General features: G+C 34.3%; 20 protein-coding genes and 2 pseudogenes. 9 read left to right on the top strand and 13 right to left on the bottom strand.

What is annotated here, in order from left to right; translation table 11 throughout:
- On the top strand, positions 1-477 hold the full coding sequence (locus F6K06_RS18090; RefSeq protein WP_124144059.1) for a TspO/MBR family protein: 477 nt from the start codon (positions 1-3) through the stop codon (positions 475-477).
- Positions 478-1,238: 761 nt separating this feature from the next.
- On the opposite strand, the gene F6K06_RS18085 is transcribed toward F6K06_RS18090, so the two are convergent.
- Both F6K06_RS18085 and F6K06_RS18080 read right to left on the bottom strand, forming a co-directional pair.
- Positions 1,239-1,472, bottom strand: a complete 234-nt coding sequence (locus tag F6K06_RS18085) for a hypothetical protein (protein ID WP_124144058.1) — start codon at positions 1,470-1,472, stop codon at positions 1,239-1,241.
- 1,778 nt (positions 1,473-3,250) lie between these two features.
- Positions 3,251-3,397, bottom strand: a pseudogene (locus tag F6K06_RS18080) (transposase); the annotation flags it as partial.
- Positions 3,398-3,529: 132 nt separating this feature from the next.
- On the opposite strand from F6K06_RS18080, the gene F6K06_RS18075 reads away from it, so the two are divergent.
- The 3 genes from F6K06_RS18075 to F6K06_RS18065 all read left to right on the top strand — a co-directional run bounded on the left by F6K06_RS18075 (position 3,530) and on the right by F6K06_RS18065 (position 8,241).
- Positions 3,530-5,311: a sodium:solute symporter gene (locus F6K06_RS18075; protein ID WP_124144057.1), complete on the top strand. Its 1,782-nt coding sequence runs from the start codon at positions 3,530-3,532 to the stop codon at positions 5,309-5,311.
- 1,532 nt (positions 5,312-6,843) lie between these two features.
- On the top strand, positions 6,844-7,347 hold the full coding sequence (locus tag F6K06_RS18070; RefSeq protein ID WP_287242511.1) for a DUF4149 domain-containing protein: 504 nt from the start codon (positions 6,844-6,846) through the stop codon (positions 7,345-7,347).
- Between the two features lie 408 nt (positions 7,348-7,755).
- Positions 7,756-8,241 (top strand): hypothetical protein, encoded by a 486-nt coding sequence (locus F6K06_RS18065; RefSeq protein WP_338043142.1) that lies wholly within the window; start codon positions 7,756-7,758, stop codon positions 8,239-8,241.
- A 323-nt stretch (positions 8,242-8,564) separates the two neighbouring features.
- Here the strand turns inward: F6K06_RS18065 and F6K06_RS34075 are convergent, their stop codons facing one another.
- The 4 genes from F6K06_RS34075 to F6K06_RS18045 all read right to left on the bottom strand — a co-directional run bounded on the left by F6K06_RS34075 (position 8,565) and on the right by F6K06_RS18045 (position 10,420).
- Positions 8,565-8,765 (bottom strand): Uma2 family endonuclease, encoded by a 201-nt coding sequence (locus F6K06_RS34075; RefSeq protein ID WP_338043141.1) that lies wholly within the window; start codon positions 8,763-8,765, stop codon positions 8,565-8,567.
- A 173-nt stretch (positions 8,766-8,938) separates the two neighbouring features.
- The gene (locus F6K06_RS18055; protein WP_124144055.1) at positions 8,939-9,238 is read right to left on the bottom strand and encodes a TMEM165/GDT1 family protein; all 300 of its coding nucleotides are present in this window, start codon (positions 9,236-9,238) and stop codon (positions 8,939-8,941) included.
- A gap of 161 nt (positions 9,239-9,399) precedes the next feature.
- Positions 9,400-9,846 carry a TMEM165/GDT1 family protein gene (locus F6K06_RS18050; RefSeq protein WP_240038854.1) on the bottom strand — a complete coding sequence of 149 codons (447 nt, stop codon included), beginning with the start codon at positions 9,844-9,846 and terminating at the stop codon, positions 9,400-9,402.
- 205 nt (positions 9,847-10,051) lie between these two features.
- The gene (locus F6K06_RS18045; RefSeq protein ID WP_124144054.1) at positions 10,052-10,420 is read right to left on the bottom strand and encodes a YkgJ family cysteine cluster protein; all 369 of its coding nucleotides are present in this window, start codon (positions 10,418-10,420) and stop codon (positions 10,052-10,054) included.
- Between the two features lie 158 nt (positions 10,421-10,578).
- On the opposite strand from F6K06_RS18045, the gene psb30 reads away from it, so the two are divergent.
- Entirely contained in the window at positions 10,579-10,710 is a 132-nt protein-coding gene (gene psb30, locus F6K06_RS18040) for a photosystem II reaction center protein Ycf12/Psb30 (RefSeq protein ID WP_124144053.1), read from the top strand.
- Positions 10,711-10,973: 263 nt separating this feature from the next.
- Here the strand turns inward: psb30 and rppA are convergent, their stop codons facing one another.
- The 3 genes from rppA to F6K06_RS18025 form a co-directional block, all read right to left on the bottom strand.
- Positions 10,974-11,669: a two-component system response regulator RppA gene (rppA, locus tag F6K06_RS18035; protein ID WP_124144052.1), complete on the bottom strand. Its 696-nt coding sequence runs from the start codon at positions 11,667-11,669 to the stop codon at positions 10,974-10,976.
- A gap of 24 nt (positions 11,670-11,693) precedes the next feature.
- Complete coding sequence (locus tag F6K06_RS18030; RefSeq protein WP_240038853.1) at positions 11,694-12,347, bottom strand: glutathione S-transferase family protein; 654 nt, start codon at positions 12,345-12,347, stop codon at positions 11,694-11,696.
- 120 nt (positions 12,348-12,467) lie between these two features.
- The gene (locus F6K06_RS18025; protein ID WP_240038852.1) at positions 12,468-12,887 is read right to left on the bottom strand and encodes a GNAT family N-acetyltransferase; all 420 of its coding nucleotides are present in this window, start codon (positions 12,885-12,887) and stop codon (positions 12,468-12,470) included.
- Between the two features lie 330 nt (positions 12,888-13,217).
- On the opposite strand from F6K06_RS18025, the gene F6K06_RS18020 reads away from it, so the two are divergent.
- Positions 13,218-15,050, top strand: a complete 1,833-nt coding sequence (locus tag F6K06_RS18020; protein WP_124144051.1) for an ABC transporter ATP-binding protein — start codon at positions 13,218-13,220, stop codon at positions 15,048-15,050.
- Positions 15,051-15,780: 730 nt separating this feature from the next.
- On the opposite strand, the gene F6K06_RS18015 is transcribed toward F6K06_RS18020, so the two are convergent.
- Entirely contained in the window at positions 15,781-16,596 is an 816-nt protein-coding gene (locus F6K06_RS18015) for a RusA family crossover junction endodeoxyribonuclease (protein ID WP_124144050.1), read from the bottom strand.
- Between the two features lie 338 nt (positions 16,597-16,934).
- Between F6K06_RS18015 and F6K06_RS18010 the strand changes: the two are divergent.
- Positions 16,935-17,498, top strand: a pseudogene (locus F6K06_RS18010) (IS1 family transposase); the annotation flags it as partial.
- Between the two features lie 54 nt (positions 17,499-17,552).
- Here F6K06_RS18010 and F6K06_RS18005 read toward each other — a convergent pair.
- Both F6K06_RS18005 and F6K06_RS18000 read right to left on the bottom strand, forming a co-directional pair.
- The gene (locus tag F6K06_RS18005; RefSeq protein WP_287242504.1) at positions 17,553-19,604 is read right to left on the bottom strand and encodes a hypothetical protein; all 2,052 of its coding nucleotides are present in this window, start codon (positions 19,602-19,604) and stop codon (positions 17,553-17,555) included.
- A gap of 691 nt (positions 19,605-20,295) precedes the next feature.
- Positions 20,296-21,249: a glycosyltransferase family 2 protein gene (locus F6K06_RS18000; RefSeq protein ID WP_124144047.1), complete on the bottom strand. Its 954-nt coding sequence runs from the start codon at positions 21,247-21,249 to the stop codon at positions 20,296-20,298.
- Positions 21,250-21,847: 598 nt separating this feature from the next.
- On the opposite strand from F6K06_RS18000, the gene F6K06_RS17995 reads away from it, so the two are divergent.
- A complete protein-coding gene (locus tag F6K06_RS17995; RefSeq protein ID WP_124144046.1) occupies positions 21,848-22,447 on the top strand; it encodes a Uma2 family endonuclease in 600 nt (199 codons plus the stop codon).
- A 452-nt stretch (positions 22,448-22,899) separates the two neighbouring features.
- Entirely contained in the window at positions 22,900-23,214 is a 315-nt protein-coding gene (locus F6K06_RS17990; RefSeq protein WP_205127589.1) for a PAN domain-containing protein, read from the top strand.
- Between the two features lie 363 nt (positions 23,215-23,577).
- On the opposite strand, the gene F6K06_RS17985 is transcribed toward F6K06_RS17990, so the two are convergent.
- Complete coding sequence (locus F6K06_RS17985; protein WP_124154186.1) at positions 23,578-26,631, bottom strand: DUF4347 domain-containing protein; 3,054 nt, start codon at positions 26,629-26,631, stop codon at positions 23,578-23,580.
- Positions 26,632-26,995: the final 364 nt, after the last annotated feature.

Genomic DNA, 26,995 nt, shown 5'->3' with positions numbered 1-26,995 from the left:
ATGATTAAATCTTGGATGATAATTGGTGCGGTTACTTTCTTAATAGCATTCAGTAGTAGTATTTTTACGCCGTCTAGAGGTATCCAATGGTTTAGACATCTACAACGACCTAATTGGTTAACTTTTGAAAGAGCAATTCCTAGCATTTGGACGATAATTTTTATTTGTGGTGCTTGGTCTGCATATATTATCTGGGAACAGGAGCCAGGAACTAAAAAAACTTGGTTATTAATGGCATTATATTTATTGTTAGAAATTGTGACAATAGCCTATACACCTGTGATGTTTTGGATGCAAAATTTGAAGGTAGGAACAATTATTGGAGGAACGGGTTTTGTATTAAATCTGATACTAATTTTGACTGTCTGGCAAATTAATAGTTGGGCTGGAATATTATTATTACCTTATATATTTTGGAGTCCAATTGGTACTTATACTACTTGGGAAATGAATCGTATTAATTCTGAAAATCAGTAAGAGTAACTAATTTTTAGTGTTATATCAATGACGGCAAACTTTGCTGGGCTTAAATTTTTAACTACTATTTATTTATTGCTGAATTTATTGAAGTTAGTGGGGAGTATTTAATAGTTATGATGATGGTGATGGTGATTTTTTGACCTTGCCTGGATAGGATGAAATTTGTTCATTTTGTTGGTAGCGATCGCTCAAGAATGAAGGAATAAAATCAAGGCTAAATTATCGGAGGAATTTTTTGAGTAAAAATCATCAATAAGTAGTTGGATAGATAACGGTAATATCTCTGTTTGATGATTTGTTCTGACTAAATAAAGAACAAAAATATTTGGAGTTAATTCTCTTTTTTTTCAGCAAGGGTAGTTGAATTTCTTGAATTTAGTGGGGAGTATTTAATAGTTATGATGATGGTGAAGGTGATTTTTTGGCCTTAGCTAGGTAGGGTGAAATTTGTTCATTTTGTTGGTAGCGATCGCTCAAGAATGAAGGAATAAAATCAAGGCTAAATTATCGGAGGAATTTTTTGAATAAAAATCATCAATAAGTAGTTGGATAGATAACGATAATATATTTTTTGACAGGAAAATCATAAAATGTTTGATGATTTGTTCTGACTAAATGACGAAATGAATTACTGAATAATTAAAATTTCAAGTCTCTACCCATCCAGGATAGAAAAGAAAAAAATATTTGGAGTTAATTCTCTTTTTTTTCAGCAAGGGTAGTTGAATTTCTTGAATTTAGTGGGGAGTATTTAATAGTTATGATGATGGTGAAGGTGATTTTTTGGCCTTACCTAAGTAGGATGAAATTTGTTCATTTTGTTGGTAGCGATCGCTCAAGAATGGAGGAATAGAAGTTGCTTTATAAGTTGGCAAAATCAAGGTTATGAGCGTAGTAGGACTTTTGATAAATGGTGTTACACCACTTAATTTTATGTGAGGTGGCACAGAATTATGAAATTTATTAACTTGTCTATCTCGATCTATGGTCAACCCTGATCGAGATATTATTTTATGTAACTTATAAATGAATTTGCTATAAAGACTATAAAACTCAATAAATAGAATCTTTAATTAGAAGAAAAGCATTGTTAAGATTCCGATAATAGATGATTTTTGTGGCAACTTAGGCCAAGATAATCGTTACTTTTGGGTTTATTCATGTCGACAAAGCAGAAATTTATAGTTTATTTGTTGCTACAAAATTTATATAGCAAGGTATGGGTACAAAACTGCTACAAACTCTAGAAAAAGTCGTCATTCAGAAAAAACATAAATAAGTTTATATCACTTCTTCATTGACAGCTAAAAAATTTTATAAAAATAGAGGATAAAAAAAATTGAGGAATCAGGTTTTTATTCAGAAGGAAAAATTTGGGTAAATTGTATATTGATGAGAAACAAGTTACTTAGTACTGGTAAAATAGCATTTATTTTGGCAATTTATTTTCTAGCTATGAAACAGATATATAGCAGTCGAAATCAAAGTTAGGACACATCAAAAGCTTAAAACTCAGACAACCCCAGGTTTTTCCAATAGACATCTCCGGAAAAGAGGGATTAGGGAATAGGGAGTAGGCGGAAAGAATTGATAATTTCTGTGGGATAATTGGTTTTATTTTTTATTACTGGAGATGTCTAATTATTTTCTAGTTATCAAACAGATGTATAGCAGTCGAAATCAAAGTTAGGATATATCAAAAGCTTAAAACTCAGACAACCCCAGATTTTTTTAATTTCAGTCCTTCCTTCTCTCCTAATGAGATTTACATAACTTTTAGAGCTTTAATATAGACCAAACTTTACTTGTGATAGGTAAACAGGTCAATATTGTTAGTCAAAAAATCAATAAAACAGTGCATATATAACTGCAAAAAAAGCTTTATCAGCACCAGTAAATGTCTTCAAAGTTTGATTTGCCTATTACCTTTTTAGTCCTTCAGTTAACTTATACGAAATAATTAAAGTATAAGCACAAAATATCAATACAAAAAGGCGTTTCAAGCTCCATTTATCTCGTTCCTTGATATTCTTTTAACCCCAAACATAATGAGAGCTTCTCGATCAAACACCTCTATCCAATTTCTGTTTGAGTAGATATCTATTATCCACTCAGATGTTACTTTTAACCTCTCAATATGGGTAATCAAATAATCAATTTTTGTTCTTTTTTCGCGCATAACTAGCATTCATATAGCGCTACGCGCTATGGAATAGGGAAAACTGGATCTGGGAATAGCGAACTGTAAAATGGTTTTCGGTGCGGAATCCGTCAGGAAACAGAATTAAAAAATGTTCTAACCAATTCCTGTAGTGCTATAACTATAGCAAAAGTTATTTTTCCTTTGAAGTGCGAAACCGAAGCTTTAACGAAGTCAGAAGTCATAAGTCATAAGTCATAAGTTAACCCACCCCTAACCCCTCCCAGGAGGGGAAGTAGGAGATGCGTGAGCAACTCTCCAAAAATATTGCGCCTTAAAAGGCGGGGTTGCGCGACCCATATTATTTTGATAAATGTACTAACTCAAACTTTTTTTTCTAGAGTTAATACCACTGATTCAAATTTATTTAATGGTCAGCTCCTTATTGAATAATTATTTAATAATTAAGGTTTAAACCCTCTCCTTTAGAGGAGAAACAAGAAAAAATTTTCCTTAAGGGTCAATCCTCTTCCTTTTAGGGAGAAGTAATTATCAATTATTCATGATCAATTATCAATTATTGAAGAGGTTTATCTATTCTGATTTTTACTTCTGATTTAACTACTACTTTTTGTTGTTTTGTCTGATTTCTCCTAGATATTTTAATTTCCTTTCTTCGAGTCTTTTCAGGAAAGTTGTGTTATTGCCATAACCTGCATCAATTAAAACTATTCCCCGAATATAATATCTGTTGAAGATACGGCCTACTAACTCTAATTAAAAAACAGAATCAACGGATAGTTTATTTTCTCAGCTTTATCATCATAATTATCAGAGAATCTCATAATTGCTATAGTGCTATCTTTGGTATAAAATTATCAATGATAATTGATTTATAGATTTACTTTTATGGAAATAATTGATTATACAGTTGTAATAATTTACTTGGTATTTATTATGGGTTTTGGGGTTTTTCTACAAAAAAAAGCTTCGACAGGAATAGAATCTTACTTTCTTGGAAATCGGAATTTGCCTTGGTGGGTTTTGGGTGCTTCTGGTATGGCTTCTAATACTGACCTTGCAGGTACTATGATATTAACTGCTTTAGTTTATGCTTTGGGGACTAAGGGATTTTTTATTGAAATTAGGGGTGGAATAGTATTATATCTAGCCTGTTTAATGACATTTATTGGAAAGTGGAATCGTCGCGCTCAAGTAATGACTGTTGCTGAATGGATGCAGTTACGTTTTGGTATGGGTCGAGAAGGAAATATTGCCAGAATTATTAGTGCAGTTGCTAATATTATTTTTGCTATTGCTTCTATTAGCTATTTTGCCGTTGGAGGTGGCAAATTTTTAGGAATTTTTTTGGAAATTGATGATAGAGTTGCTGGAGTTTTACTCATTTTATTAGCTTTAATTTATACTGCTATTAGTGGTTTTTATGGAGTAGTTTTGACAGATGTTTTTCAAGGAATCTTGATTTTTGTGGCAGTTTTATATATCTGTTTTATGGCTTTTAAAACTGTAAATCTACCAGAAACTTTTTCAATTTCCATTCCTGGTACAGAACAATTAAAAACATGGAATTTAGCAGAATGGAGTAGTCTCACCCCACCAATAACTATTGATTTGCCAGGGGATTATAGTATTTTTAATTTGTTTGGTGGAGTGATGTTATTTTATACTTTTAAAGTATTTCTCGAAGGTGCTGCTGGTGGGGGTGGTTATGTAGCTCAACGTTACTTTGCCGCGAAGAGCGATCGTGAGGCTGGGTTACTTTCTTTATTCTGGATTTTCTTATTATCATTTCGCTGGCCTCTAGTTACAGCTTTTGCAGTATTAGGGATAGATTATGGTCTGAAAAATCAGGTAATTTCTGACCCTGAATTAGTTTTACCTACTGTAATTGCTGAATATATTCCGGTAGGTATTAAGGGTTTATTAATTGCCTGTTTTATTGCAGCAGCAATGTCAACTTTTGATTCTATTATTAATTCTAGTGCTGCATATTGGGTGAAGGATATTTATCAAGCTTATCTTAAACCTGAAGCTTCTAATCAACAATTAGTTAATCAAGGTCGTTTAGCATCTATTGTCATTGTTGGTTTAGGGTTAATGTTTAGTTTTAATATCACGAATATTAATGATATTTGGGGATGGTTAACTTTAGGATTAGGAACTGGGTTGTTTATTCCTTTAGTATTGAGATGGTATTGGTGGAGATTTAATGGTTATGGGTTTGCCATTGGTACTGGAGCGGGTTTGGTTGCAGCTATTTTGACAAAAGCGGTAATTTTACCTGTGGCGAATAATTCTCAAGCTCAGGAATATATTTTATTTTTGGTGCCGAGTATTTGTTCTTTTTTAGGATGTATTTTGGGGACATTTTTTACACCAGCAACTAACTTAGAAACAATTGATAATTTTTATCGGGTGACGAGACCTTTTGGCTTTTGGGAAGTAGTGAGGAAAAAATTACCAACTAATATTCAGGCAAAAATTCAGGCAGAAAATAAACGAGATATTATGGCAACTTTTATTGCTATTCCTTGGCAGTTGGTTTTATTTTTGATGGGAATGATGTTGATGATGAAGCAGTGGGATAATTTTGGTATTTTATTATTAATATTTATTTTATTGTCGATTGGATTGTATTTTACTTGGTTTAAGTATTTGGAGAAAATATAGATTTAAGCTAATATGCTTTGATTTTGGAAATAATGTAATTGTGGATGGAAGGAACACCCGGTATGGAAATAAATAGGGAATATACAGATGTTTTAAGCTTATATAGGGTTTCCCAAGGTCGTGAGGTACAGTTATCTTTTTGTCTTTTTATGTAAGCATTCAGCCGTCAGCTATTAGCTATCAGCTATTAATGTTGGGAAAGGTAAAAGCAACCTTTGAAATTTAGGAAAGAATAAAAAGTTACTTTCAAAATCTCCGGACTAAACCTGAGAAGTAATTATTCATTATTAATTGCTGATAGCTGACTGCTAATAGCTGAATGCTTACCTTTTTATTCCCTGTTCCCTGTTCCTTGTTCCCTCAAACCTAAAATTTTGTATAGCAATGAGCGCTGGTATATTTACAAATTGCAGGAGGGGCAAAATAGCTAAAAGTCTTATATTATCAGTAATTTATTCCCCCAGATGAGCTGTTGCCTGTTACCTGTTGCCTGCGCACAGCGCTATACCTCACGCTTTTTGGGAATTGCTATATAGTTATTTCAGCTTAGATTGAGAAAAAGGTTTCTTGCCTTGTAAAGAATTTCAGCCGAAAAAGTGTTTTATTCTTATTTTAAATGACTATATATTCACAATTTAAATTTGCCATAACTGAACATTAAAAATTGCATCTTGATCGGATATGCTTAAAAATAGCTTATTCAGTTCATTTTATATGGTAATTTCTATCGTTTTCTCTTTTTTTTAAATATTTATTCCTCCTTCCTTCTTGCTTATTGCTTCTTCCTTCTTTATTACTTCTACTATTTGTAAAAAACGTTGATCGAATTTGTATTAGGGATAAAGTTGAGGGGAAAATAATTCCTTAATATATATTCCCTAGTTGAAATAATTTGAGATTTTTAATACTCAAATTAGGGAAACTTTCTCTACCTAAATTCGCCTCAAGTTTTGAAATTTATTTCTAAAATAGTAATACCAATTTTATGTGAAACTCCACAAAATTATCAACTTCTATAAGTTATCAACCTCGATCTAAAGTCAATTATTTATTCTTGAAACCTTAATTCTATGCAACCCAATATTAAATTAGTATCAAGTTATTTGAAAAGTGTGCCAATTACTAAGTAGGTCGGTTTAATTATCCGTAAAATAACCAGAGAAATTCAAAACTTTGAAAATTAGGTTGAAAACTGCCTTCTGGCTTCATTTTCAGACTCTTCGTTTTTTTGCGCAGCATGACAAACGGAAACGTCTATTTATGCCCACCAACTTAATTACTACAGCGCTACGCGCAAGTTAAAAGTCAAAAGTAAAAAGTCAAAAATAATCCCTGAGTGAGTTTTAGCATTTATAAATGTCCGCGCCCTATTTGCGTAGTGCTATAACTTAGATTTTTTGTTTGGGAATTTTTAGTTATTTTTACATTTCTTATCAAAATCAGATTGTAAAAATACTTAATACTAATTGAGGCGAATTTTAGTTAAGCTGAAGATAACTAATTCATATATAACTCTAAATAGGTAAAAATATATGGCAACTATTTCTTCAAATCTGGAATCTAATCAAAAACGTTGGCAAACAATAGTTTGTTTAACTTTAGGTTTCTGGTTAAGTGCCTGCATAATTTTAGACGTGGTAATTATGCCTAGTATGTATGCTTCTGGCATGATGAATACATCAGATTTTACAGCAGCAGGTTCAATAATTTTTTCGTTGTTTAACCGACTTGAATTAATTTGTGCAAGCTTGGGTTTAACAGGTTTATTAGTATTAAGTGCCACACCAAATAATTTAATTAAAAATACTAAAACAGCAATTATATTTTCTATAGCATTGTTGGCGATCGCTTTAATTGATACTTACGGTTTAACTCCTCAAATGAGTGCTTTGGGTATAAATCTAAATCTGTTTGAGTCAGTTAAAGAAGTTCCTGTGACCATGAATCAAATGCACGGCGGTTACTGGTTATTAGAAGTAATTAAATTAGTTGTTGGCGGTACTTTACTTGGTTGGTGTTATCAACAAAAAAACTAATATAGCAATTCCCAAAAAGCGTGAGGTACAAAATTCGTTTGCTTTAGGCAACAGGCAACAGGCAACAGGGAACAGGCAACAGGGAAGAAAGAAAAAACTACCTCACTAGCCAGATAAACGCTATAACAATGTTGTAGGTGAAGAAAGTAGGGTAGGTGCATTTTGGTTGAGATAAAATTAATCTCAATTAATTTAATATTTGCCCACCCTTAACTGACTAACTGATAACTGAAAATGACCTCTAAAGAAACTCATGCCTTACAGTAAATTTACCTTAGAGGAAGTTCTCACTAATTTTAATCTTCAGCTGGTCGAAAACTTGGGTAAATTTAATAAATTACCAGATGTTATTCCCAGTCAATTTCTTCAAGAAGCTTTAGAATATTATCTACCATTAGCAGTGGCGATTTGCTCCGCAACGCTAGCGCGAACGCTTCGGAAAAAGCTCGTTTCCTGACGGAATGCTCCGCAAACAGAATTTATTATTGCTCCAGTATTAGCAGAAGTAAAAAAATATCTAATAATCAAATAGGCTTATTTTCTGGCATCGAATTTAATGTTAATCCAGAGCTAGAGTTAAATGGTTTTTGCGATTTTATTATTAGTCATTCCACATTACAAACGATAATTCAAGCACCAATAGTTACTCTTGTAGAAGCTAAGAATGATAATATTAAATCTGGCTTTGATAAATGTATTGCCGAAATGGTTGCTGCCCAGATTTTTAATCAAAATAAAGGGAATGATATTCGCAAAATTTATGGAGCTATTACCACAGGAACAGCTTGGCAATTTTTAGAATTAGAAGCTCAAACTCTAGTATTAGATTTAGAGGAATATTCTATCAAAAACTTACCGCAAATTTTAGGAATATTAACCAGTTTTGTTAGTTAGTATTTAAGCATTCAGCTACTCCCTACTCCCTACTCCCTATTCCCTACTCACTAAATCTAATATAACCAACCAAATAAATCTGCAACAGATAATTGCCAATCTGTTAATAATCTGTTAATAAATTGAGGATGGGTAAATTATCAGAATCATATCTAACTTCTGGTTGCTGGTTAGGTTGGAAAATTAGTACAGATTCATCTTCAGAATCTATTAACCAACCCAACTGAGTACCATTATTTAGACAGAAAAGAATTTTATTAATTAATTAATTGATTAGCACCTTGGTCTGGCGAGAGAATTTCTATTACCCAATCTGGTGCTATTTAAAATCTATTTTCGATTCTACCATTGGGTTTTCTTGGAATACGTTGCCATGCAAAAACTGAAATATCTGGAACTATGGAACCTCCGTTAAAAGTACATCTTAATTCTGGCAATGCCATTGCTAACTTTTGTGGTTCACCTGCTTGATTAATTGCTGATGATAGACAGGTTTGAATTCTACTATGCTCTCCTTGCGGCATTGGTTTTTGATAAATTTTATTGTTAATATATCCGCTTGCTGGTTTTGTTTATGGCAATTGTAAAAATTCTTCGAGAGTAATTTGTTTGGGTGAATCAACAGAGGTTAGCATAATTATTTTTACTCCATACAGTGCTTTCTCAAATATTCTAGAAAATGGGGATTTTTTCAATCTCAATTATTTTCAGATTCTTCTACTTCCTCTTCACCAGAGAATAAAAGACGAATACCCATAAATGCAAATCCAGTTGCAGCCGTAATTTTTACTATATTTGTTGGTAAAATTTCTGCTACTCCTTCCCCTACTAAAACTCCTAAAAAGCTAGTTAATAATAGAGCAGTTGCAGTACCAAAAAATACTGCCTGGGGAAATTTTGAAGACCCACCAAGGGCGATGGCTGCTAATTGACTTTTATCTCCTAATTCAGATAAAAAAACTGCGATAAAACTTAAGCTTAAAAGTTGCCAATCCATAGTAGTTAAGAAGGAAGAAATTAAAAAGTAATAAATCAAGAAGAAAGAATAATTTTTTAATCAAATACAATTCTTTGGTTTAAAATGTAGTAGAAGTTAAACTAATAAAAGCTGATATCTGACCGCTAATAGCTGTTTTTGCTGCATTCTGCAGGAAATGCTTAGGAAAAATTTTTATAAAATGCCTCTACTATTAAAGTTAAAGATATTAGTAATAAAATCATTCCTGCCGATCTTTCTATAGTTTTAGGAGAGAGGCGACTGGCTAACCATTTTCCCAACAAAACCCCTAACAAACTTGTAGTTACTAATGCGCTACTTGCACCTAAAAATACTATCCAAGGAGATTGAGATTCGGCAGTCATTAACAGAGTAGTAAGCTGAGTCTTATCGCCAATTTCTGCTAAAAATATTGTGACAAAAGTAGAAGCAAATACTTTCCATGCTCCTGTTTTTTCTACTTTCGTTTCTTGTTGTTCTGATTGAGAATTTTTGGGGGGTAAAAGTTCACCCATTTCTGAGGCAACTTGTAAAGGTAAGCTCTCAGAAAATTCTTTTTGTTCTAAATTTATTTTAGGTTGAGGTGTATTTTCACTAAAAGATTTCACAGGCTAATTTACTAAATTACTGAGTATATGTAGATTCTTTAAATTTTCTTTATTGTTTCAGATAATTATGTTACTGTCAACTACTCTACTCTACTTATCAAAATAATTGGGTCGCCCAACCCCGTCTTTTAAGGCAAAATGTTTTTGGAGAGTTGCTCAAATTCTCCTGACAAAAACAACTTCTGACTTCTGAGTTCTGAGTTCGTTATCTCTGAAAACCTGAGTTAATACCCACTGCATGATTAAAGCGCAACATTTCTAGACTACGATCGCCGTACATATCTCCAATGTGCTGCTGACAACAGTCAATGGCAAATTCATTAAGTTCTTCTGGTTCAATACCGTACAATTCTCTAAAGGTATCTGGTTGGACTCGACAAAAATGGGGCCTTTCGGGGTAAATACGGCATTCTCGCGTTAAACTATCGTAATTAATACACCATCCATCTGCTCCTACTAAACTCATATAATGCTTTAGCTCTTCTGTAGATAAATATTCTTCTAATTCTGGACGCTCTGTTGGGTCTAAGTAACAACAAGCACCACAATTTTTTACACAACACCAACTAGCCATTTTTTTTTAGCCAATAGTTATTTCTTAACGGCCTTCTGATTGTAGCAGACTAAATTATTGAGTTTTGTAAAGTATCTTAAATTAAAGTAGCGATAGCTTGGTAGAATAAAAAACGGTTTTTCAGCTCAGTATATATTTGATTTATTTTTAGGGGAAATATGGGGTTTTTAACTGATTTGTTCAGCAACATTAACTTTGAAACTATTGCCCAGTTAACAATGTTGGCCATGGTTGTCATTGCTGGCCCTGTAGTTATTGTGCTACTGGCACTTCGGGGAGGCGATTTGTAAGTTATTTACTTACTTTGGTTTGATTCAAAGGCGTTATTCAGAGGGATGATGGAGACAGATGCGATGGAGATGTAAGCTGACAGTCCAGATGCAGATGCACAAAATCATCCCAAGATGATGCTAGTTCAAAAATTAACAGTTAACAATTCATCATTAACAATTACCTCTTCTTTTTAATCAGAAGATTGATCAAAAGGAGATAAGAATGATTTTTCTTCTTAAAAGTAGAGGTCTCAAACCTGAAATTATCAATTATTCGGCGATCAGTGATCGTAATTACTTTCTCCAAATCGATAACCTTTTCGATAAACAGTATAAATGAGTGGCAACTCTCCATTTACTTCTATTTTTCGTCGTAATAAACGTACTTGTGCTGCTAAAACGTTACTGCTTGGTTTTTCTCCTTCTCCCCACAAATATTCATAGATTTGCTGATGAGTTAGAAGTTGACCGGGGTAGGTCATAAAATATGCCAGCAATTTACATTCTTTTTCTGATAAATTAATTATCTGTCCACCGCGATAAGCTACTTGATTTTCTATGTCTAGCTCTAAATTTGCTACTTGTAAATGTTGCTCAGTTGTGCTTGTTTCAATGTTTTGGGGACGACGTAATAATGCCCGAACTCTTGCTAATAACTCTCGCAACTCAAAAGGTTTAACTAAATAATCATCTGCTCCAGCATCTAATCCAGCAACGCGATCGTCTACTGTATCTTTGGCAGTAAGAAATAAAACAGGTGTATAGTCGTGGCGCGAGCGTAACTCCTGGCAAATTTCCAATCCTGTTTTGTGAGGTAACATCCAATCTAAAATCAGCAAATCATAGTTACCCTGACTTGCCATCTGACTACCAATTTTTCCATGATCGGCAACATCAACACTATACCCCTCTCGATTCAAAGCACGACTTAGAGGAGAAGTTAACTCTGGTTCATCATCCACTAAAAGAATTTGCATTTGATGAATTTAAAAGATCGTCAGTTAAAATTTTGAATCAAAAATAGTTTCTGACTCAACTTCTGCTGCTGCTAACCATTCTTGCATATCAGCTAATGCCCAAACTGCTTCAGCATAAGTTTGTGCCACTGGTTCGAGTTTCACTTTATAAGTGGCAAAGCGAGAGACAACCGGAGCATACATAGCATCAGCAATTGTAAACTGACCAAACAACATATCACCTTCTGCTCCAAATTTTTCGCGACACTCTCGCCACATTTTGCCGATCCTCTCAATTTCAGGTCTCACCTCCGGAATTATGCCTACCTCTGGATAACGACCTCGACAATCCATGGGCATATATTTGCGTAAATTTGGGAACCCTGCGTGCATCTCGGCACTAATTGCTCGTGCTACTGCTCGTGCTTCGCGGTCTTTAGGCCACAAAAAATTGGCAAATTTCTCCGCTACATACTCACAAATTGCAAGAGATTCCCATACCTTAATATCCCCGTCTAACAAAACTGGTACTAGACCAGTAGGAGAATATTTTAAAATTTCTTGGTGGGTAATATGTGTATCTAGAGGAATTTTAATTTCAGTAAATTTCACTCCTGCTTGTTTCATCGTTAACCACGCTCGTAATGACCAAGAAGAATAGTTTTTATTACCGATAACTAGAGTCAATTTACTCATCATTTTTTCAAGATTTTATAAGTACAACATACAATTAACTATTAGGCTGATATTCTTTGCTTAAGATAGTATAGTATATCACGTTAGTCTGATAATAATTAGCCTCTTTTTCGTATTTCATTCCTACTTTTTCCATGACTCGTCGGGAGGCAATATTTTTGGGTTGACAATTTTCTCTAACTTTAACTCTTCAAATCCATATCTTAAACTTGCTTTTGCTGCTTCTGTTGCTAATCCTCGATACCAATATGCAGGATTTAATAAATAACCAAGCTCAATTTCTGGAGTATTGTCGAGAAAACAAAGTCCGCAACGACCAATCATTTTATTATCTATTTTATGAACTACCGCCCACATTCCAAAATTATTTTGATTCCAACTCTCAATTATGCTTAATATTCTTGCTTCTGTTTCTGGCTTAGTGAGGATGCCTTTTCCTACATATTTCATTACCTTTGGATTATGATACAGATTGTATAATTCATCCAAATCATCAAGGATAAATTGTCTTAATTTTAATCTTTCTTTTTCAATTTCAGCCATGATAATTAGAATTATTTATTATACCAAGCGTAAAAAAAGAATGTTACGAATAATCAGGGCATTTAAAAGACACGTGCAGGAGATATCTCTTAGACTAAAAAGATAAATTATGACCTAATAAATGGTATTAAAGTTATTTATTCTGACTCCTGTACGTCGCCAATCCGACGGCTCCTCTATCTAACTCCTGACTCCTAATAAATAACCTAGTTATTTGTAGCAAATATTTATCAAATTACTATTAGCCATCAATATCAATTGTGAATGTTTAGCTGATATGCTACCTTATAAAAACATCAGAATACCTAGAGTTTAACCAAAAAAACATCTATGAGAAGCATCTCACCGAAAACCAATAGAAGCAAAGAGCGAAATAATAATAGTGAAACAGACTGGCAACTAATTAAAAGAATGATCGGCTATGGTTTACGCCACAAAAAATTAGTATTTGCCTCACTGATATTATTGTTACCATTATCAATTTCTGGGGCAATTCAACCACTATTAATCGGGCAAGCAATTTCTCTAATTTTAGGAGAAAAAACCTGGTCATTTCTCCAACAAATATCATTATCTCAAGGATTGAATATTTTAGGAACTATATTAATGTTGACTATTATTATACGACTAATATTTCAATCTTTACAAGGCTTTTTAGTACAAAAAGTCGGACAAAAAATTACTGCTGATATTAGAGATGACTTATTTAAACACGTTCTTTCTTTAGGAGTTAGATTTTTTGATAGTACCCCTGTGGGAAAATTAATTACTCGCCTTACCAGTGATGTTGAAGCTTTAGGAGATGTATTTTCTACAGGTGCTATTGGTATTTTGAGCGATTTATTTTCGATTTTAATAATTGCTATTGCTATGTTTAGTTTGCAATGGCAACTGGGTTTAATGCTAATATTAATGATGTTACCAGTAACAACAATTATTATCTATTTCCAGCAAAAATATAGGCAAGCTAATTATATAGCTAGAGATGAACTTTCTGGTTTAAATGCTCAATTACAAGAAAACTTAATTGGTATAGGAGTAGTACAATTATTTCGCCGAGAAAAATTTAATTCGGAGTTATTTAGAGTTAATAATATCGATTATGTAAAAGCACTAGATAAAACTATTTTTTATGACTCAGCTATCTCTGGTATTTTAGAATGGATTTCTTTAGTTGCGATCGCCGCAGTATTATTCTTGGGAGGGCAATTTGTTTTAGCAGGAAATCTAGATTTTGGCACTTTATCTTCCTTCATTTTATATGCTCAACGCTTATTCGACCCCTTACGACAATTTGCCGAAAAATTTACAGCTATTCAAGCAGGTTTAACTGCAGTAGAACGTATTATTAATCTTCTCAATGAAGAAGTTGAAATTCTAGACCCAGAAGGAGAAATTAAAAAATTACCTACTGTTGAAGTTAACAATTCTAAAATTGGTGAAATTAGATTTGAAAATGTCTGGTTTGGCTATAAACCAAATGAATATGTTCTGAAAAATCTCAACTTTACTATTAAACCAGGAGAAAAAGTTGCTTTAGTTGGGCCAACTGGAGCAGGAAAAAGTTCTGTAATTCGCTTACTTTGTCGTTTATATGATGTCAATAAAGGCAGAATTTTAGTTGATGGAATTAATATTAAAGACTTACCTCAAGCAGAATTACGAAAACATATTGGCGTAATTTTACAAGATGGTTTTTTATTTGCTGGAGATGTGAAAAGCAATATTACTTTGGGAGAAGATTATTCATTAGAGGAGATTCAAACCTCAGCAAAAAACACAAATATAGATAAATTTATTGCAGAATTACCCCAAGGATATAATACTCAACTACGAGAAAGAGGGGCTAATCTTTCTGGTGGTCAAAAGCAGTTATTAGCATTTGCTCGTGCTGCTATTCGTAAACCGAGAATTTTGGTTCTTGACGAAGCAACTGCTAGTTTAGATGTGGTAACAGAAGCTTTAATTCAATCAGCATTAGAAAAACTTTTAGCAGAAAGAACAGCTATCATTATTGCTCACCGACTTTCGACTATTAGAAATGTTAACCGGGTTTTTGTGTTGAAGCGAGGAGAGTTAATTGAATCTGGTACTCACGAAGAATTATTACAAAAAGAAGGTCTTTATGCTAGTTTGTATAAATTACAAATGTTAGGAACTTAATTAGAGAAGTTCTCAGAAAGATAGAAAAGTATCCACTCAATATGATGGGGTAGGCAATGATTAGACATAGGCGTGAAAAAGATATAGACTTTTTACACATAACAGGTAACAGGCAACAGCTCCGGAAAGCAACAGGGAATAGATTTTTAGGAAAAATGTACGAAAAATGATTTAGGGAACTAACTTTTACAACTCTAGCTTATGTTAAATAAAGGGTAAGTTTATTTTCACCAGATGTCTATTATATAAACCATACGTCAAGGTTTTAGGTGAAAATCCGCCCCTACAATTTTTTTAACGTTTAATTAGACCTACCTACTACCTAAAACCTACGATATGCTTCAAAATCTATTACCAATTAAAATAAATGGTGCCCAATAATAAGGATGACTAAACTCACTTCCAGCAAAAGGTAATTCTTCAAAATCAAATTTTCTTTTGCCTACTTGAAAATTATAAATTCCCTCTGTTAAAGCACCTGCTAATACTAGAGGATTAATCTATGTTTTCGGAGTTAAATCCATTAAAGTTGTGGCGGTAATATTGGAGTTAACTAGATTTCAACTTTGTAGCTTTTGGGCTTGCCTGTTTAAACCATTTAGACTTGGACTTACTCATATCTACGTTGGTGTAGGTTTGCTGTGGCACGCACTGTTACTTTTACCCTATTTCCTTTCTTTGTGCAACAAAGCCATATAACATACTAAATTAAAACTTATTATTTAACGATTTATCTCACAGGAAGTATTTCAATTGTAATCTTAACTCCCGTTTCCTTAGTATTAGGAATATATTCAAGATTAAGTTTAGGAATACAAGCCAAGCGGTCGTCCTGCAGCACCCCCGCGCCGTTTAACGTTAAAGCATCAAGACAAGCCCCTGCTAAATTATCTAAATCAGAATTAGTACGATGTTTACCACAAAAACTGATAGAAATAGCTGCTCTTTGAATTGGTAAATTTACTTCTAAATTAAGGTCAGAAACTTGACGGTAAATTTCAACTTCTGCTTGATTTCTCCAGGCACGATATCGAGGTGGTAAATAAGTACCATTAGTCGTAACTCGTGGGCGTGCTTTTGGAACTACTTTCCCACGAAGATAAAAGTTAATAATTGTAGCATTTTCAGATTTTTCAGAGTCTGGAAGGGAGGTCGGAAAATTTTCAGCATTGCTCAATAAAGGAATAATTTGCTTAACTTCTGTCTCCACATCTTCTTCAAAACTATCCTTTGACTTAGAGGAAATAAGTGACATCTGGGGTATATTCTCCATAGCAGATAGATCCACTTTTCTGTAAGGATCTAATTGCGTCCGGAAACTAGGCCAGCTTTTAGCTATTTGCAGATAAGTTTCAGCACAACTTTCTGAGAAATGGCAATTCTTTTTGAACCAAGATTGCCATTCAGTGGGAGAAAATAAAGCTTGAGTTTCTAGTAATAATTGCCCTAAAGAATAAGCAAATGCCATAGCATTTATCGGATCGTCTTGGCATTGTTTATGTTTAAAATTTATTTCTGCTATTAAGTCTTGCCAATTAATTAACATTTTATATTAGGTGAAGAAGTTGACTATAGAGCTATTTTACCGAATAATTAAGGTTTAAAGCATAATTGTATTAAGGATAAAAAAGAAAAAATCCTGGGTAGTCCTATATATGTAGTGGTAGGTTAATATAAATGATCAATTTATGATATTAATCTCTCAAATATTGAACTTCAATCTACTTGAAATTTGAAAATTTATTTTGTCGGCGATTGCTAACACAAAGCTCCGCTAACACTTGATATAATCAATCAGTACGTTATAAATAACTCAACCTTAAATGTAATACAAAAAAATCTGATAATATACATTTCAAAAATATTTCATCAATATCTAATCCTATGCCAAATAATGATTTAATCTGTGCCAATTGTGGTAGTGGCAATATTGTGAAAAATGGCACAATTCATAACAAAAAATAGAAATATCAATGTCAAACCTGTCAAATACAATTTGTCCCAAATAACTCTAAAGTATACATCAACGATCAAACCAAAGAATTGATTGATAAATTATCAAAGTGAAAAAATTAGTTTAGCTGGCATTATTCCTGTAAAAGGTGTATCTGAAAAATGGCTTCACGCATTACGTTAATAGTAAGTATACAGAGGTTTATCAATCTATTAAATCTACTAAAAAAACTGGAAAACTCACTATTGAGTGTGATTAAATGTGGTCATTTGTTGGGAGCAAATATTACAAGCAATGGCTGTGGCTAGCCATTGACATAGACACCAAAGAAATTGTGGGTTTCTTTTTAGTTAGGAGAAAGACGTGAAAAAGGTGTATTAGGGTTGTGGAATTGATTGCCAGATATTTACAGGCAATGTGCAATTTGTTATACAGATTTCTGGTGAGCTTATGATTTGATTTTTTCTGATTGTAGACATAGCTCAGTGGGAAAATAAACTGGTTTAACTGCCTATATAGAAAGATTAAATAATACTTTCCACACTCCCCTACTCTCCTACTCCACTACCATTTTTTGTAATCAGGTGATTTGTATCTAATTTATAAGCTTTACCTAATTTAGCATCAAATGCCCAAGCTGCAATTTTCAACTTACCTTCTGGGAGTAATTTACCAGAAATTGTTTGTTCCCAACCTGCGTTAAGGTATGCAGGATTATTGAATAGTTGAACTAAATTTTCTCTTTGAGTTTGAGCAGACATCAAAACATCAAAAATAATCCAATCATCTTTTGATTTTGGGTTTAATACCCCGCCATCTACAGGGTGTTTATAATTGGTTGGGGTTTGAGTCCCCATCCACTTTTTCCTTCTTCCTCTCTTGGTGCGCATTCCCTTGGGTCTGTCGCCGACGCGGGGTAGCACCGCTTCTTCCTTCTTCCTCTCTTGGTGTGCATTCCCTTGGATCTGTCGCCGACGCGGGGTAGCACCGCTTCTTCCTTCTTCAACTGCTTGATTTTTATAGGTTAAAATAATTGCATCTGCAGGCTCGTTACGCTCTGGTAAAAATGCCCAACCATTAACAAAGTACCAACTATTTAAAGGTATAATTCCATCTAACGATCCGTAAGTTTGATCTGGAGATTTTTCAGCAGCGATCGCTTCGATATTATTGCTGGCAACTAAATTAGGTTTTAACATACCTAAGTAATTAAGTCCCTTGACTAAATCTTTAACATGATCATAATTTCCTAAAATATTTTCTTCAATACAAAACTTATTTTCAATGATATTAATGAATGATAAACAAGTTTTTCCTTCCATACGCAATTGATAGCTAGATTTAATTTCTTTCACGCTATAAGTAAACGATTTATAGTGTAAAATCATCAATCCAGTCATGGCGATCGCCACTGTAACTTTATAGAGCCATACTTGCGATTTTATCGGATTTATCTGACTATAAATATGGCTCAAAACTATTGGTAATAAATGTATAATAGCGATTATTAAATAAATAGAAAATGTTGTATACCTTGAAGGTAAAGCACTTTCTACTCCAAAACCAACTCTACCAACGGCAGTAATTAAAGCACTAATTATTGAGTAGATAGCAATCATCATCCAACCAATAGTTCTCTCTAAAATATGGTAATTTTTAATATGTTTGAGTAGGTAAATAAATAAACAGCAAAATATTCCTATTTCTACTCCACCAATAAATATCGAAGAAGTAAGAGGAGATATTTCAAAACCAGAACCCAAAGGAGAACCCAAAAAGGCTAAGAAAAACTGTAAAGTTTGCTCTGGATGCCGAAATGCTGGTATAAGACTAGGGCTAACTTCAGGCTTTTGATAATCATAAAAATAAATAATTATATTGCTGATAAAAACTGCTATCCAGCTTAAGAATAACCATTTTTGTTTCAGTAAATCTGATGTTGATTTTGCCGTAACTAATATTAATACAGGTAAAATTATTATCCAAGCTATCATCCCATTAGAATAGGAAAAAGTACTAATGATGCAAAGCATCATACAAATTAAAAATTTATATCTAGTATGAAAGTGGGAGTAGACAACTGAAATTCCTGTAGTAATACAAGCGATCGGCATCAAAACTACTAATTGGATTCCCCAAAACCAGTTATCATATTGAATTGGAGAAAAAATCAGGATATTTGTCAAGAAAGCTATGAGTGAAGTTGTCAACAAATTAGCATTTACGGTTAATCGATTGAGGCGATAAATATTAACAGAAACTAGACAAGCTAAGATAAATATTACTAGCATTTCATATCTAACATCCCAGTTAGTTAAATATGCCAGTCCGAGAAATATTAGTCGTGGAAATAGTTTTCTACTTTCATTATGTTGAGCAATCAAGTCTTGCCAGGACAAGGAATTTTGGGAAATTTTTATGAATAACTGAGGCATAAGATTCCATTGGTCCCAATAAGGCATATTAACGCTGTAGGTCAGAATTAATATTCCCATTGCAACTGCTGGAAGTATAACTAAAACTATACTTATCCAATTTAAAAGTTGGAAATTATTCTTGAAGATTTTTTTGCTAATTGGGGATTTTTTTTCTGTTGTCATTATCCTCATTACGCTCTAAAGGTTTTATACCAATTTGAAAAAGGTAGTTAGATCTTAATCTTTGAAGAAGTAAGAAGGAAAGACCGAAAAAGGAAAAAGAGAATGGGGACTCAAACCCCAACCAATTGTAAATACCGCGTAGACGGCGGGGTATTAAACCCAAAAGAAAAAGATAATTTTTGGCCTTAAGTATAAAATTTGATCGTTCGCAGATATTGTAAATATTTAATTTTTTTTCTCTTTTTTCATATACTTCTTTTCCTCTGCGACCTAGGGACATTGCATGCAATATCCCTACCTAATCCCTGCTTACTCTTCCATGAATGTAGCAATATTTTATGAACAGGACTTACGCAAAAGACGAAATTATACAGCATTTTTAGGGGTTGGCCGTTAACCCCTAGGCATAAGTGGTAGTTATGCGTAAGTCCTAATGAAATTGGTATTAGATTTTAGGTGGTAGATTGAAGAGAAACTTGTTGTGCAACCCTGGTTTAAAATTAGACTGAAGTATTAACCTAAAAACTATAACTAAAAACCTTCTTCAACTCTATAAAATTAATCTGCTGAGTGAAAAAAATATTTTATAAATAAAATTGAATATAAATTGTTATCCAGATACTGAAAAATTGTGTACCACAGTTTTTAGTAGATAACTTAAATATTCTTGTTCAACCCACTGTTAAAATTTTTAACTTTCATCTGAACTTATTTTCTCAAAGCCAATTTTTTCTCTAATAATATAGTACGGTCTTTGCCTAACTTCATCGTAAATACGACCAATATATTCTCCAATAATTCCTAGAGACAGCAGTTGTATTCCCCCCATAAAAAATGTTGTAGTTAAACCATAAGCCCAGGATAAAAATTCTTGCCCTAAAACAAATTTAAAGTAAAGACCAATTAATCCTATAATAAAAGAGAAAATTGCAGATACTAAGCCTAAAATAGTTGCCATTTTCAAAGGAATTGTTGAAAAAGAAAATATGCCATCAAAAGCAAGCTTAAATAACTTAGAAACTGAAACTTTAGGCTCACCTCTATATCGAGGACCACGTTCTACAGAAATACCTATTTGTTTAAATCCGGCATAGGCTCTTAAACCACTTAAATATTTGTTGCGTTCTGGCATTTGTCGTAGAGTTAAGATGACTTTTCTATCCATTAATGAAAAGATACCTGCATCCATTGGAGTGATAATTCCTGACAACTTTCTTTGAATGTAATAAAAACTTTTAAATGCTAATCGTTTCAACAATTTTTCTTTACGATTTTTTCTAATAGCATAAACCACATCATATCCCTGTTGCCAAAGTCGTGAAAAACTAATAATTGCTTCTGGAGAATCTTGCAAATCTCCATCCATTAAAATAACTGCTTTTCCATCAGCATGATCTATTCCCGCAGACAAAGCAGATTGATGCCCAAAATTTCTAGAAAAGTTAATAATTTTTACTTCTAGGTGTTGCTGAGTTATTTTTTTTAACAGTTCAAAGGAAGAATCTACACTACCATCATTGATAAAAATTACTTCGCTATTACCATCAAGTCGCTGTAAAACATCTAATAACTGTCGCCATAGTTCAGGGATGATTTCTTCTTCGTTGAAGATGGGAATAACTACAGAATAATCTATATTTTTCATAGTCTTTACTCACTACTCGCCCAAATCATACATATCTAGTTTATAATTGTCAACTTTTAGGGAGTAGTCATTTCAGTTATCAGTTATCAGGTAAGCATTCAGCTATTAGCTGTCAGCTCTTCCTACGGAATGCTGCGCAAACAGCTTTTTAATAAATGAAGCAAGCATTTGCTTAACTTCTACAACATTTTTAAACAAAGAATTGAAGCACAAGAACAGCAAGCTTAAATTGTCAACTAAAATTAATAAAGCTGATAGCTGACTGCTGAATGCTGACAATTAACAACTGACTTTAAGGGTAAGGAAGCCAACTTTTGTAGTAAAACAATTAATAAAGCTTTTATCCTAAATTAAAAGCAATAGCTGATAGCTGATAGCTGATGACTGACTGCTGAATGCTTAGATTACCGCACTCTTATTTATCAATTCTTTCCCCCTACTTCCTACTCCCTACTCCCTCTTTTGGAGGAGATGTTTAATATCTGTTTATAATTCTATAATTACTTCAATATTTCATCTCCCCTACTCCCCTACTCCCCTACTCCCTCACTCCCTCACTCCCAACTATAATAATAAGTATTCAACCGGATTTGATATTATGACCCAGGTACTTTATAGGACAAGTTTTAGTGATTTTGATGAATTTATTAATTGGTATCCAGAACAGTCGGAATACCACTATGAATTACATAACGGAGTAGTTACTCAAATGCCTAAACCTAGAGGTCAACATTCTCAAATTGCAGGTTTTTTAATGGCTGAGTTGAGCTTGGAAATTAGGCATTCAGGGTCGCCTTACTTTATCCCTAAAGAATGTATTTTCAAAACCGATAATTTATCAGGTTACGAACCAGATGTAATTGTTGTCAACCGAGATTTTATTCAGAATGAACCACGTTGGGAAAAAGAATCTACTTTAATTAATAGTCAGTCAATTAAGTTAGTAATTGAAGTTGTCAGTAGCAATTGGAGCGATGATTATCCTCTCAAACTAGATGCTTATGAAATTATGGGCATTAAAGAATATTGGATTGTGGATTATTTGGGATTAGGAGGAAGAAAATTTATCGGTTATCCCAAACAGCCAACTTTTACAGTTAATACCCTAGAAAATGGAGAGTATAAATCTACTCAATTTAAGGAAAAGCAACTCATTCAATCTTCTATCTTTCCGGAATTAAAATTGACTGTGGAATAAGTTTTTCGAGCAGAATAATGTAAGCATTCAGCCGTCAGCTATCAGCTATCAGCTATTAGGTATTGTTTTTAGTTTTAGATAAAAGCTTTACTAATTGAGTCAGAATTAAATCTTACTACAAAAACTGGCTAAAACAGTCTATTTTCATTAAAACCCTGTCCTTTTTCTGAGAGTTGATAGCTAATAACTGTTTGCGCAGCATTCCGTAGGAAATGCTTACAGAATAATACCAAATAGTTTTCAACTAAAATCCTTGGAAAGATTCGTCCAAGATTATCTCTATAGATATTGCTTGATGAAAAGTCAATTATTGTCTGTAGTTGTTTGAGAAGGAAAAATTAAGAAAATATTAGAGAAAAAGGTCTTCATCTGAGGGAAAGGTAAAAATGTTCTGAAAAGTTCCTTTTGAAAAGCACCCAATATAAGGATAAACGAAGAGACAAATGGAAAGATTGTGGAAAATTATCGCAGGAATCATGCTGGTCGCATTGGTTTTTTTCGGTACGATGCTGGCAAATGTAACTTCAGCTCTTGCAGACGATATGGGGCCATTGTCCCCTGATGTATTTATCCGAGGGCGAGGGCTTGCTGTTACCGATGTTTCTGGCCCAGAAGAATGTTCTAACTTATGTGAAAATGATTCTGAGTGTATAGCAGTGAATTGGTTTCGACCTACATCAACTTGTACGGAGTTAATGGCTTACTTTTCAGCAGAAGTAAATCCAGACTACATTTCTGCATTAAAACCCCAAGGTTACGGTAACTAATCGCAATATTGGACCCACCTTTTTGCGTAGCATTCCGTAGCAAAAAACCTAGTTATATCATGTCCGGATGATATAATTATAAATTTCTAACCGCGATCGGAGCCGTTTTCGCTTTGGTAGACTACATAGCTCCTGCCTTAAAGCCAACATCTCTGTACTCTATTCTAATGAAAACTGCTATCAATCGATCGCTGTTGTTATATTATGTCCGGATAATTAGTGAGAAAAAACTTTCTCCTTCTTCTCTTGTTCTTCTTCTTTCTTCCCTCCTGACTCCTGACTCCTGACTCCTGAGGACTCCGTCGTTATTTATTTATAACTGTTCAACCGGACATGATATTAATGAAATCAAAGGAAAGAGCGTCAAGCTCTGACTAAGAAATCATCTGCCTCCAAAGATACTCCATTAGAGAAAATAGCAAAGCGATCGCCATCTCCCAACCCATTCTCTATACCATTAGGATTATAATATAAGGTACTATTAGCAGAGTCATAAACGATCGTAGCATCAGCGGTAAATACATCAGCTTCACCATCCACCACAGCAAATTCGCTACTATCTAGACTTTCTCCAGGAGTAGTTGCAATGGCAGTGAATACAGTCACATCCAAGAGGATTCGATCTTTGCCAGATACAAAATCAGTAATTTCATCCACACCTAAATTTGCTTCGCTAAATGTTTTATTAGCAGCAAAAATAAATTTATCCTTACTCGCTCCACCACTGAGAATATCGTCATCCTCTCCTCCATTCAGGCGATCGCGTCCGATACCACCACTCAGACTATCTTCTCCACTGCCACCAAGCAAAGCATCGAAACCCAACCAACCAATTAAAGTATCATTGCCACTATTTCCCTTGAGAGTATCGTTTTCATAACCACCTTTGAGAATATCGTCACCATCACCACCTTTGAGAATATCGTTACCCCGGTTGCCATAGAGTTCGTCATCACCAGCAAAGCCAAAGATAATATCGTTACCACCTTTGCCTTGCTTAATATCATTTCCTGAAGTTCCCTTAAGTAGGTCGTTAGAACTAGATGATATTTTTGTTAAAATTTCAGAACCAGAAATCTCATCAACTAACTCAATATAACCTACGCCAACTTCTCCTGCTTCCTCTGCAAAAAAGTCTTTCAGTGTCAGATCGTCTGCTGCTTGGAAACTGCCATCTTGGTTAACATCTATGATTAGATCGGTATCTTCTCGATGCAAGTCTGACATAGAAGTTTCCATACCTTCAAGAGTCAAAGTTTCGCGACCAGCTACTTCTTGAATCTCCAGACCTCCAACATCAGCAGCATTCAATTCAAATAATTCATTACTCGTACTGCCATGAAGTACCCCATCTTCGGCATCCTCCACAGTTCTCACAGGTAATATTTGACCTCGAATATCACCAGGTTCAGGATTTTCGTTTGTATGCACCTGGACGTAGAGGTTGCCATGAAATAGATTAACTAGAGAAGTTATCACTGGTTGAGTTCCCGGCATTTGAGCGGTAGGCAGAATGGCTATTTCCCCGGTAGGAAGATCGCCTCCTTCTAGCAGACTTGCTGCAACTGTAGTGCCTTCTACCGTAGATATGGTGATATTTTCTGTTATCTCAACTGTTGCACCGTTGGCAAAGTTGAGCTGAGTTCCCTCAAAAATGTTGAGTTCGTCTCGGGGTTCCCCATCTAGTAGTTTGATACCTAAAGTGCCATCATCGTAAGCTTCAACAACTTCAATTTCTAATTCGGGAGCTGTCCAGTCACCATAAACCCCATCAGACTTGGGTTCAGAATGGCGAGCAAAATTGGCAGCAGCATCAGACCAATCCCATTTACCTGTAATTGTTTCACTTTCGTAGTCGATCTCAATGTCATCATCATCTACGGATGGTGCCCCAAAGATATTCAAAACATGACTCCCATTAGTGCCATAGTCGCGGTGGTGAAAGTGAATTTTGGTAACAGCATTATCGGTGGTACGTTCTGCGGGGTCTTCAATTAGATCGATTCCATTGAATTGAATCGTATATTCTATTTCTGTCTGTTCGGCATTGAGACTAAAAGTTGCAACTCCTGTAGCATCTGACTCTACTCCATTTTGACTGCTGTCTAAGAAGGCTTTAAATTCTTGAGCTGGTTCGGTCATGCCGAAGTTTTCCAGCAGATAGTTTTGAGCTGCCAGAATAGTATCTTGGTCTGCATCGGGGGCGGGAGAGAGATTTTGATTGTAGAGAATATAAACAGGATCGGAAGGAATGCTACCAGGAATGTTAGTCTCAACCTCCACTGGCAAGAGGTAAAGTCCGTCATCAATACCAGTAGGTGAAGTACCTGCCTGTAATTCCATGACATAATGCCAGTGGTCATTACCTGCCTGGTCATATTCTGCATAATAGTAGGGTTGTCCTTCTACAACAGCTTCCCCTGTAGTGACTTCATTTACGAATTCTACATACCATTCACCTTCATCATTGACTAACCAGTTTTCTTGATACCAGGTCATCACTTCTCCACCTGTGGTCACAAAACTTTCTCCATCCCAAACCTTCAGCTCATCGAGAAAGTTGACTTGGAAATAAGTATTGCGTTCGCGATCGAAAGAATCATCCACTGGACTACCGTCTACAGGAGTATCGTAGAACATATCTATTTGTGGTGTAAAGCCAGGAAAATAGGATGCGTTATCAGTATAGCGATAGTCGAAGGCAGTATCTGATTCTTCTACTACTCGGTCATCCCAAACCCCAACTGGTGCTAAAGTGAGATAGTCGTCAGAAAATAGGTTGGTGTAGCCATTACTCACGCTGTCATCTTTGCCAAGATAGGCTCTGATTTGACCTGTTTCATCTTGACCGAAATAGAATTGTAAACCGTGAAACACTCCAGGATAATATTGAATAATTTGTGGTAAAAAAGCTATCTCTGAAGTAACTGAACCAATGCGACTTTCTAAATCCCAAGTTCCACCTTTTAATGGGTTGCCCACCTGATGTTTTGAAGCAGCAATATTAGCTCCAGTTAGTTGATGTAAAAGTTTGATAAAGTTATTTGATTGACTGGCAATATTACAACTATAAAGTAATATATCGACAATGCCCCATTCTTGCAGATATCCACTATATTCGGCAAGATATTGCTCATTTATGGGTGTTTTTCCTAGATATAAAATTCCAGGATCGCCATGACAAACTATATACAAACTATTAGTTGGATAGTTAGATAAAAGTTCGGTAATTTGTTCTATGCCATCACGATTAGGGTCAATTAAAGCAACTTTTGTTTGTGGAGTAACTCCGGTGGCTAACTGGCGATAATTTTCCACTCTGGTGTCAATTACCATCAATCTTTTATGCTGTCGGAGTTGTTGCAACTTTTGGTTGATTTTTGTTGATTCTGTAGATTTTTTTAAGATTAAATTCATCTTGATAAATCCTCAAATTGATAAATTTGAGAAATACCCTAATCTCTCAGTAAATATTTTGTCAAAAGACAATTTGTCAAAGATTAAGTAATTCTAAAATATGGGATATGAATTGTGAATTTGGAGGAAACCGTTTAGGTTTATTTTTGTTTTAATGATTTTTCTAGTTGTTTATATTTGATACCTAATAAACGTTATTTGTCTTGTGGATGATGGCGAATATGTTTCAGTATTCTAGTGATAATTATCTGCCAAAATCTTGGAGTTCAAACGGCGACGTTATGAGGAGTTAGGATGAATAAATATCGGACTTTGGCAAGATGAAATTGTCTGATCTCTACCTCAGAAAAATTTTATAGAGTTT

The sequence above is a fragment of the Okeania sp. SIO1H4 genome (assembly GCF_010672695.1).
Lineage (GTDB): Bacteria > Cyanobacteriota > Cyanobacteriia > Cyanobacteriales > Microcoleaceae > Okeania > Okeania hirsuta.
The sequence above is the reverse complement of the archived record's forward strand: the minus strand, read 5'-3'. Positions and strand labels throughout refer to the sequence as shown.

What these genes read in the sequence shown, in the direction of transcription:
- F6K06_RS18090 (WP_124144059.1), top strand. Translation starts at nt 1, where the DNA reads ATGATTAAATCTTGGATGATAATTGGTGCGGTTACTTTCTTAATAGCA.
- F6K06_RS18075 (WP_124144057.1), top strand. Translation starts at nt 3,530, where the DNA reads ATGGAAATAATTGATTATACAGTTGTAATAATTTACTTGGTATTTATT.
- F6K06_RS18070 (WP_287242511.1), top strand. Translation starts at nt 6,844, where the DNA reads ATGGCAACTATTTCTTCAAATCTGGAATCTAATCAAAAACGTTGGCAA.
- F6K06_RS34075 (WP_338043141.1), bottom strand. Translation starts at nt 8,765, where the DNA reads ATGCCGCAAGGAGAGCATAGTAGAATTCAAACCTGTCTATCATCAGCA.
- F6K06_RS18055 (WP_124144055.1), bottom strand. Translation starts at nt 9,238, where the DNA reads ATGGATTGGCAACTTTTAAGCTTAAGTTTTATCGCAGTTTTTTTATCT.
- F6K06_RS18045 (WP_124144054.1), bottom strand. Translation starts at nt 10,420, where the DNA reads ATGGCTAGTTGGTGTTGTGTAAAAAATTGTGGTGCTTGTTGTTACTTA.
- psb30 (WP_124144053.1), top strand. Translation starts at nt 10,579, where the DNA reads ATGGGGTTTTTAACTGATTTGTTCAGCAACATTAACTTTGAAACTATT.
- rppA (WP_124144052.1), bottom strand. Translation starts at nt 11,669, where the DNA reads ATGCAAATTCTTTTAGTGGATGATGAACCAGAGTTAACTTCTCCTCTA.
- F6K06_RS18030 (WP_240038853.1), bottom strand. Translation starts at nt 12,347, where the DNA reads ATGATGAGTAAATTGACTCTAGTTATCGGTAATAAAAACTATTCTTCT.
- F6K06_RS18025 (WP_240038852.1), bottom strand. Translation starts at nt 12,887, where the DNA reads ATGGCTGAAATTGAAAAAGAAAGATTAAAATTAAGACAATTTATCCTT.
- F6K06_RS18020 (WP_124144051.1), top strand. Translation starts at nt 13,218, where the DNA reads ATGAGAAGCATCTCACCGAAAACCAATAGAAGCAAAGAGCGAAATAAT.
- F6K06_RS18015 (WP_124144050.1), bottom strand. Translation starts at nt 16,596, where the DNA reads ATGTTAATTAATTGGCAAGACTTAATAGCAGAAATAAATTTTAAACAT.
- F6K06_RS18005 (WP_287242504.1), bottom strand. Translation starts at nt 19,604, where the DNA reads ATGACAACAGAAAAAAAATCCCCAATTAGCAAAAAAATCTTCAAGAAT.
- F6K06_RS18000 (WP_124144047.1), bottom strand. Translation starts at nt 21,249, where the DNA reads ATGAAAAATATAGATTATTCTGTAGTTATTCCCATCTTCAACGAAGAA.
- F6K06_RS17995 (WP_124144046.1), top strand. Translation starts at nt 21,848, where the DNA reads ATGACCCAGGTACTTTATAGGACAAGTTTTAGTGATTTTGATGAATTT.
- F6K06_RS17985 (WP_124154186.1), bottom strand. Translation starts at nt 26,631, where the DNA reads ATGAATTTAATCTTAAAAAAATCTACAGAATCAACAAAAATCAACCAA.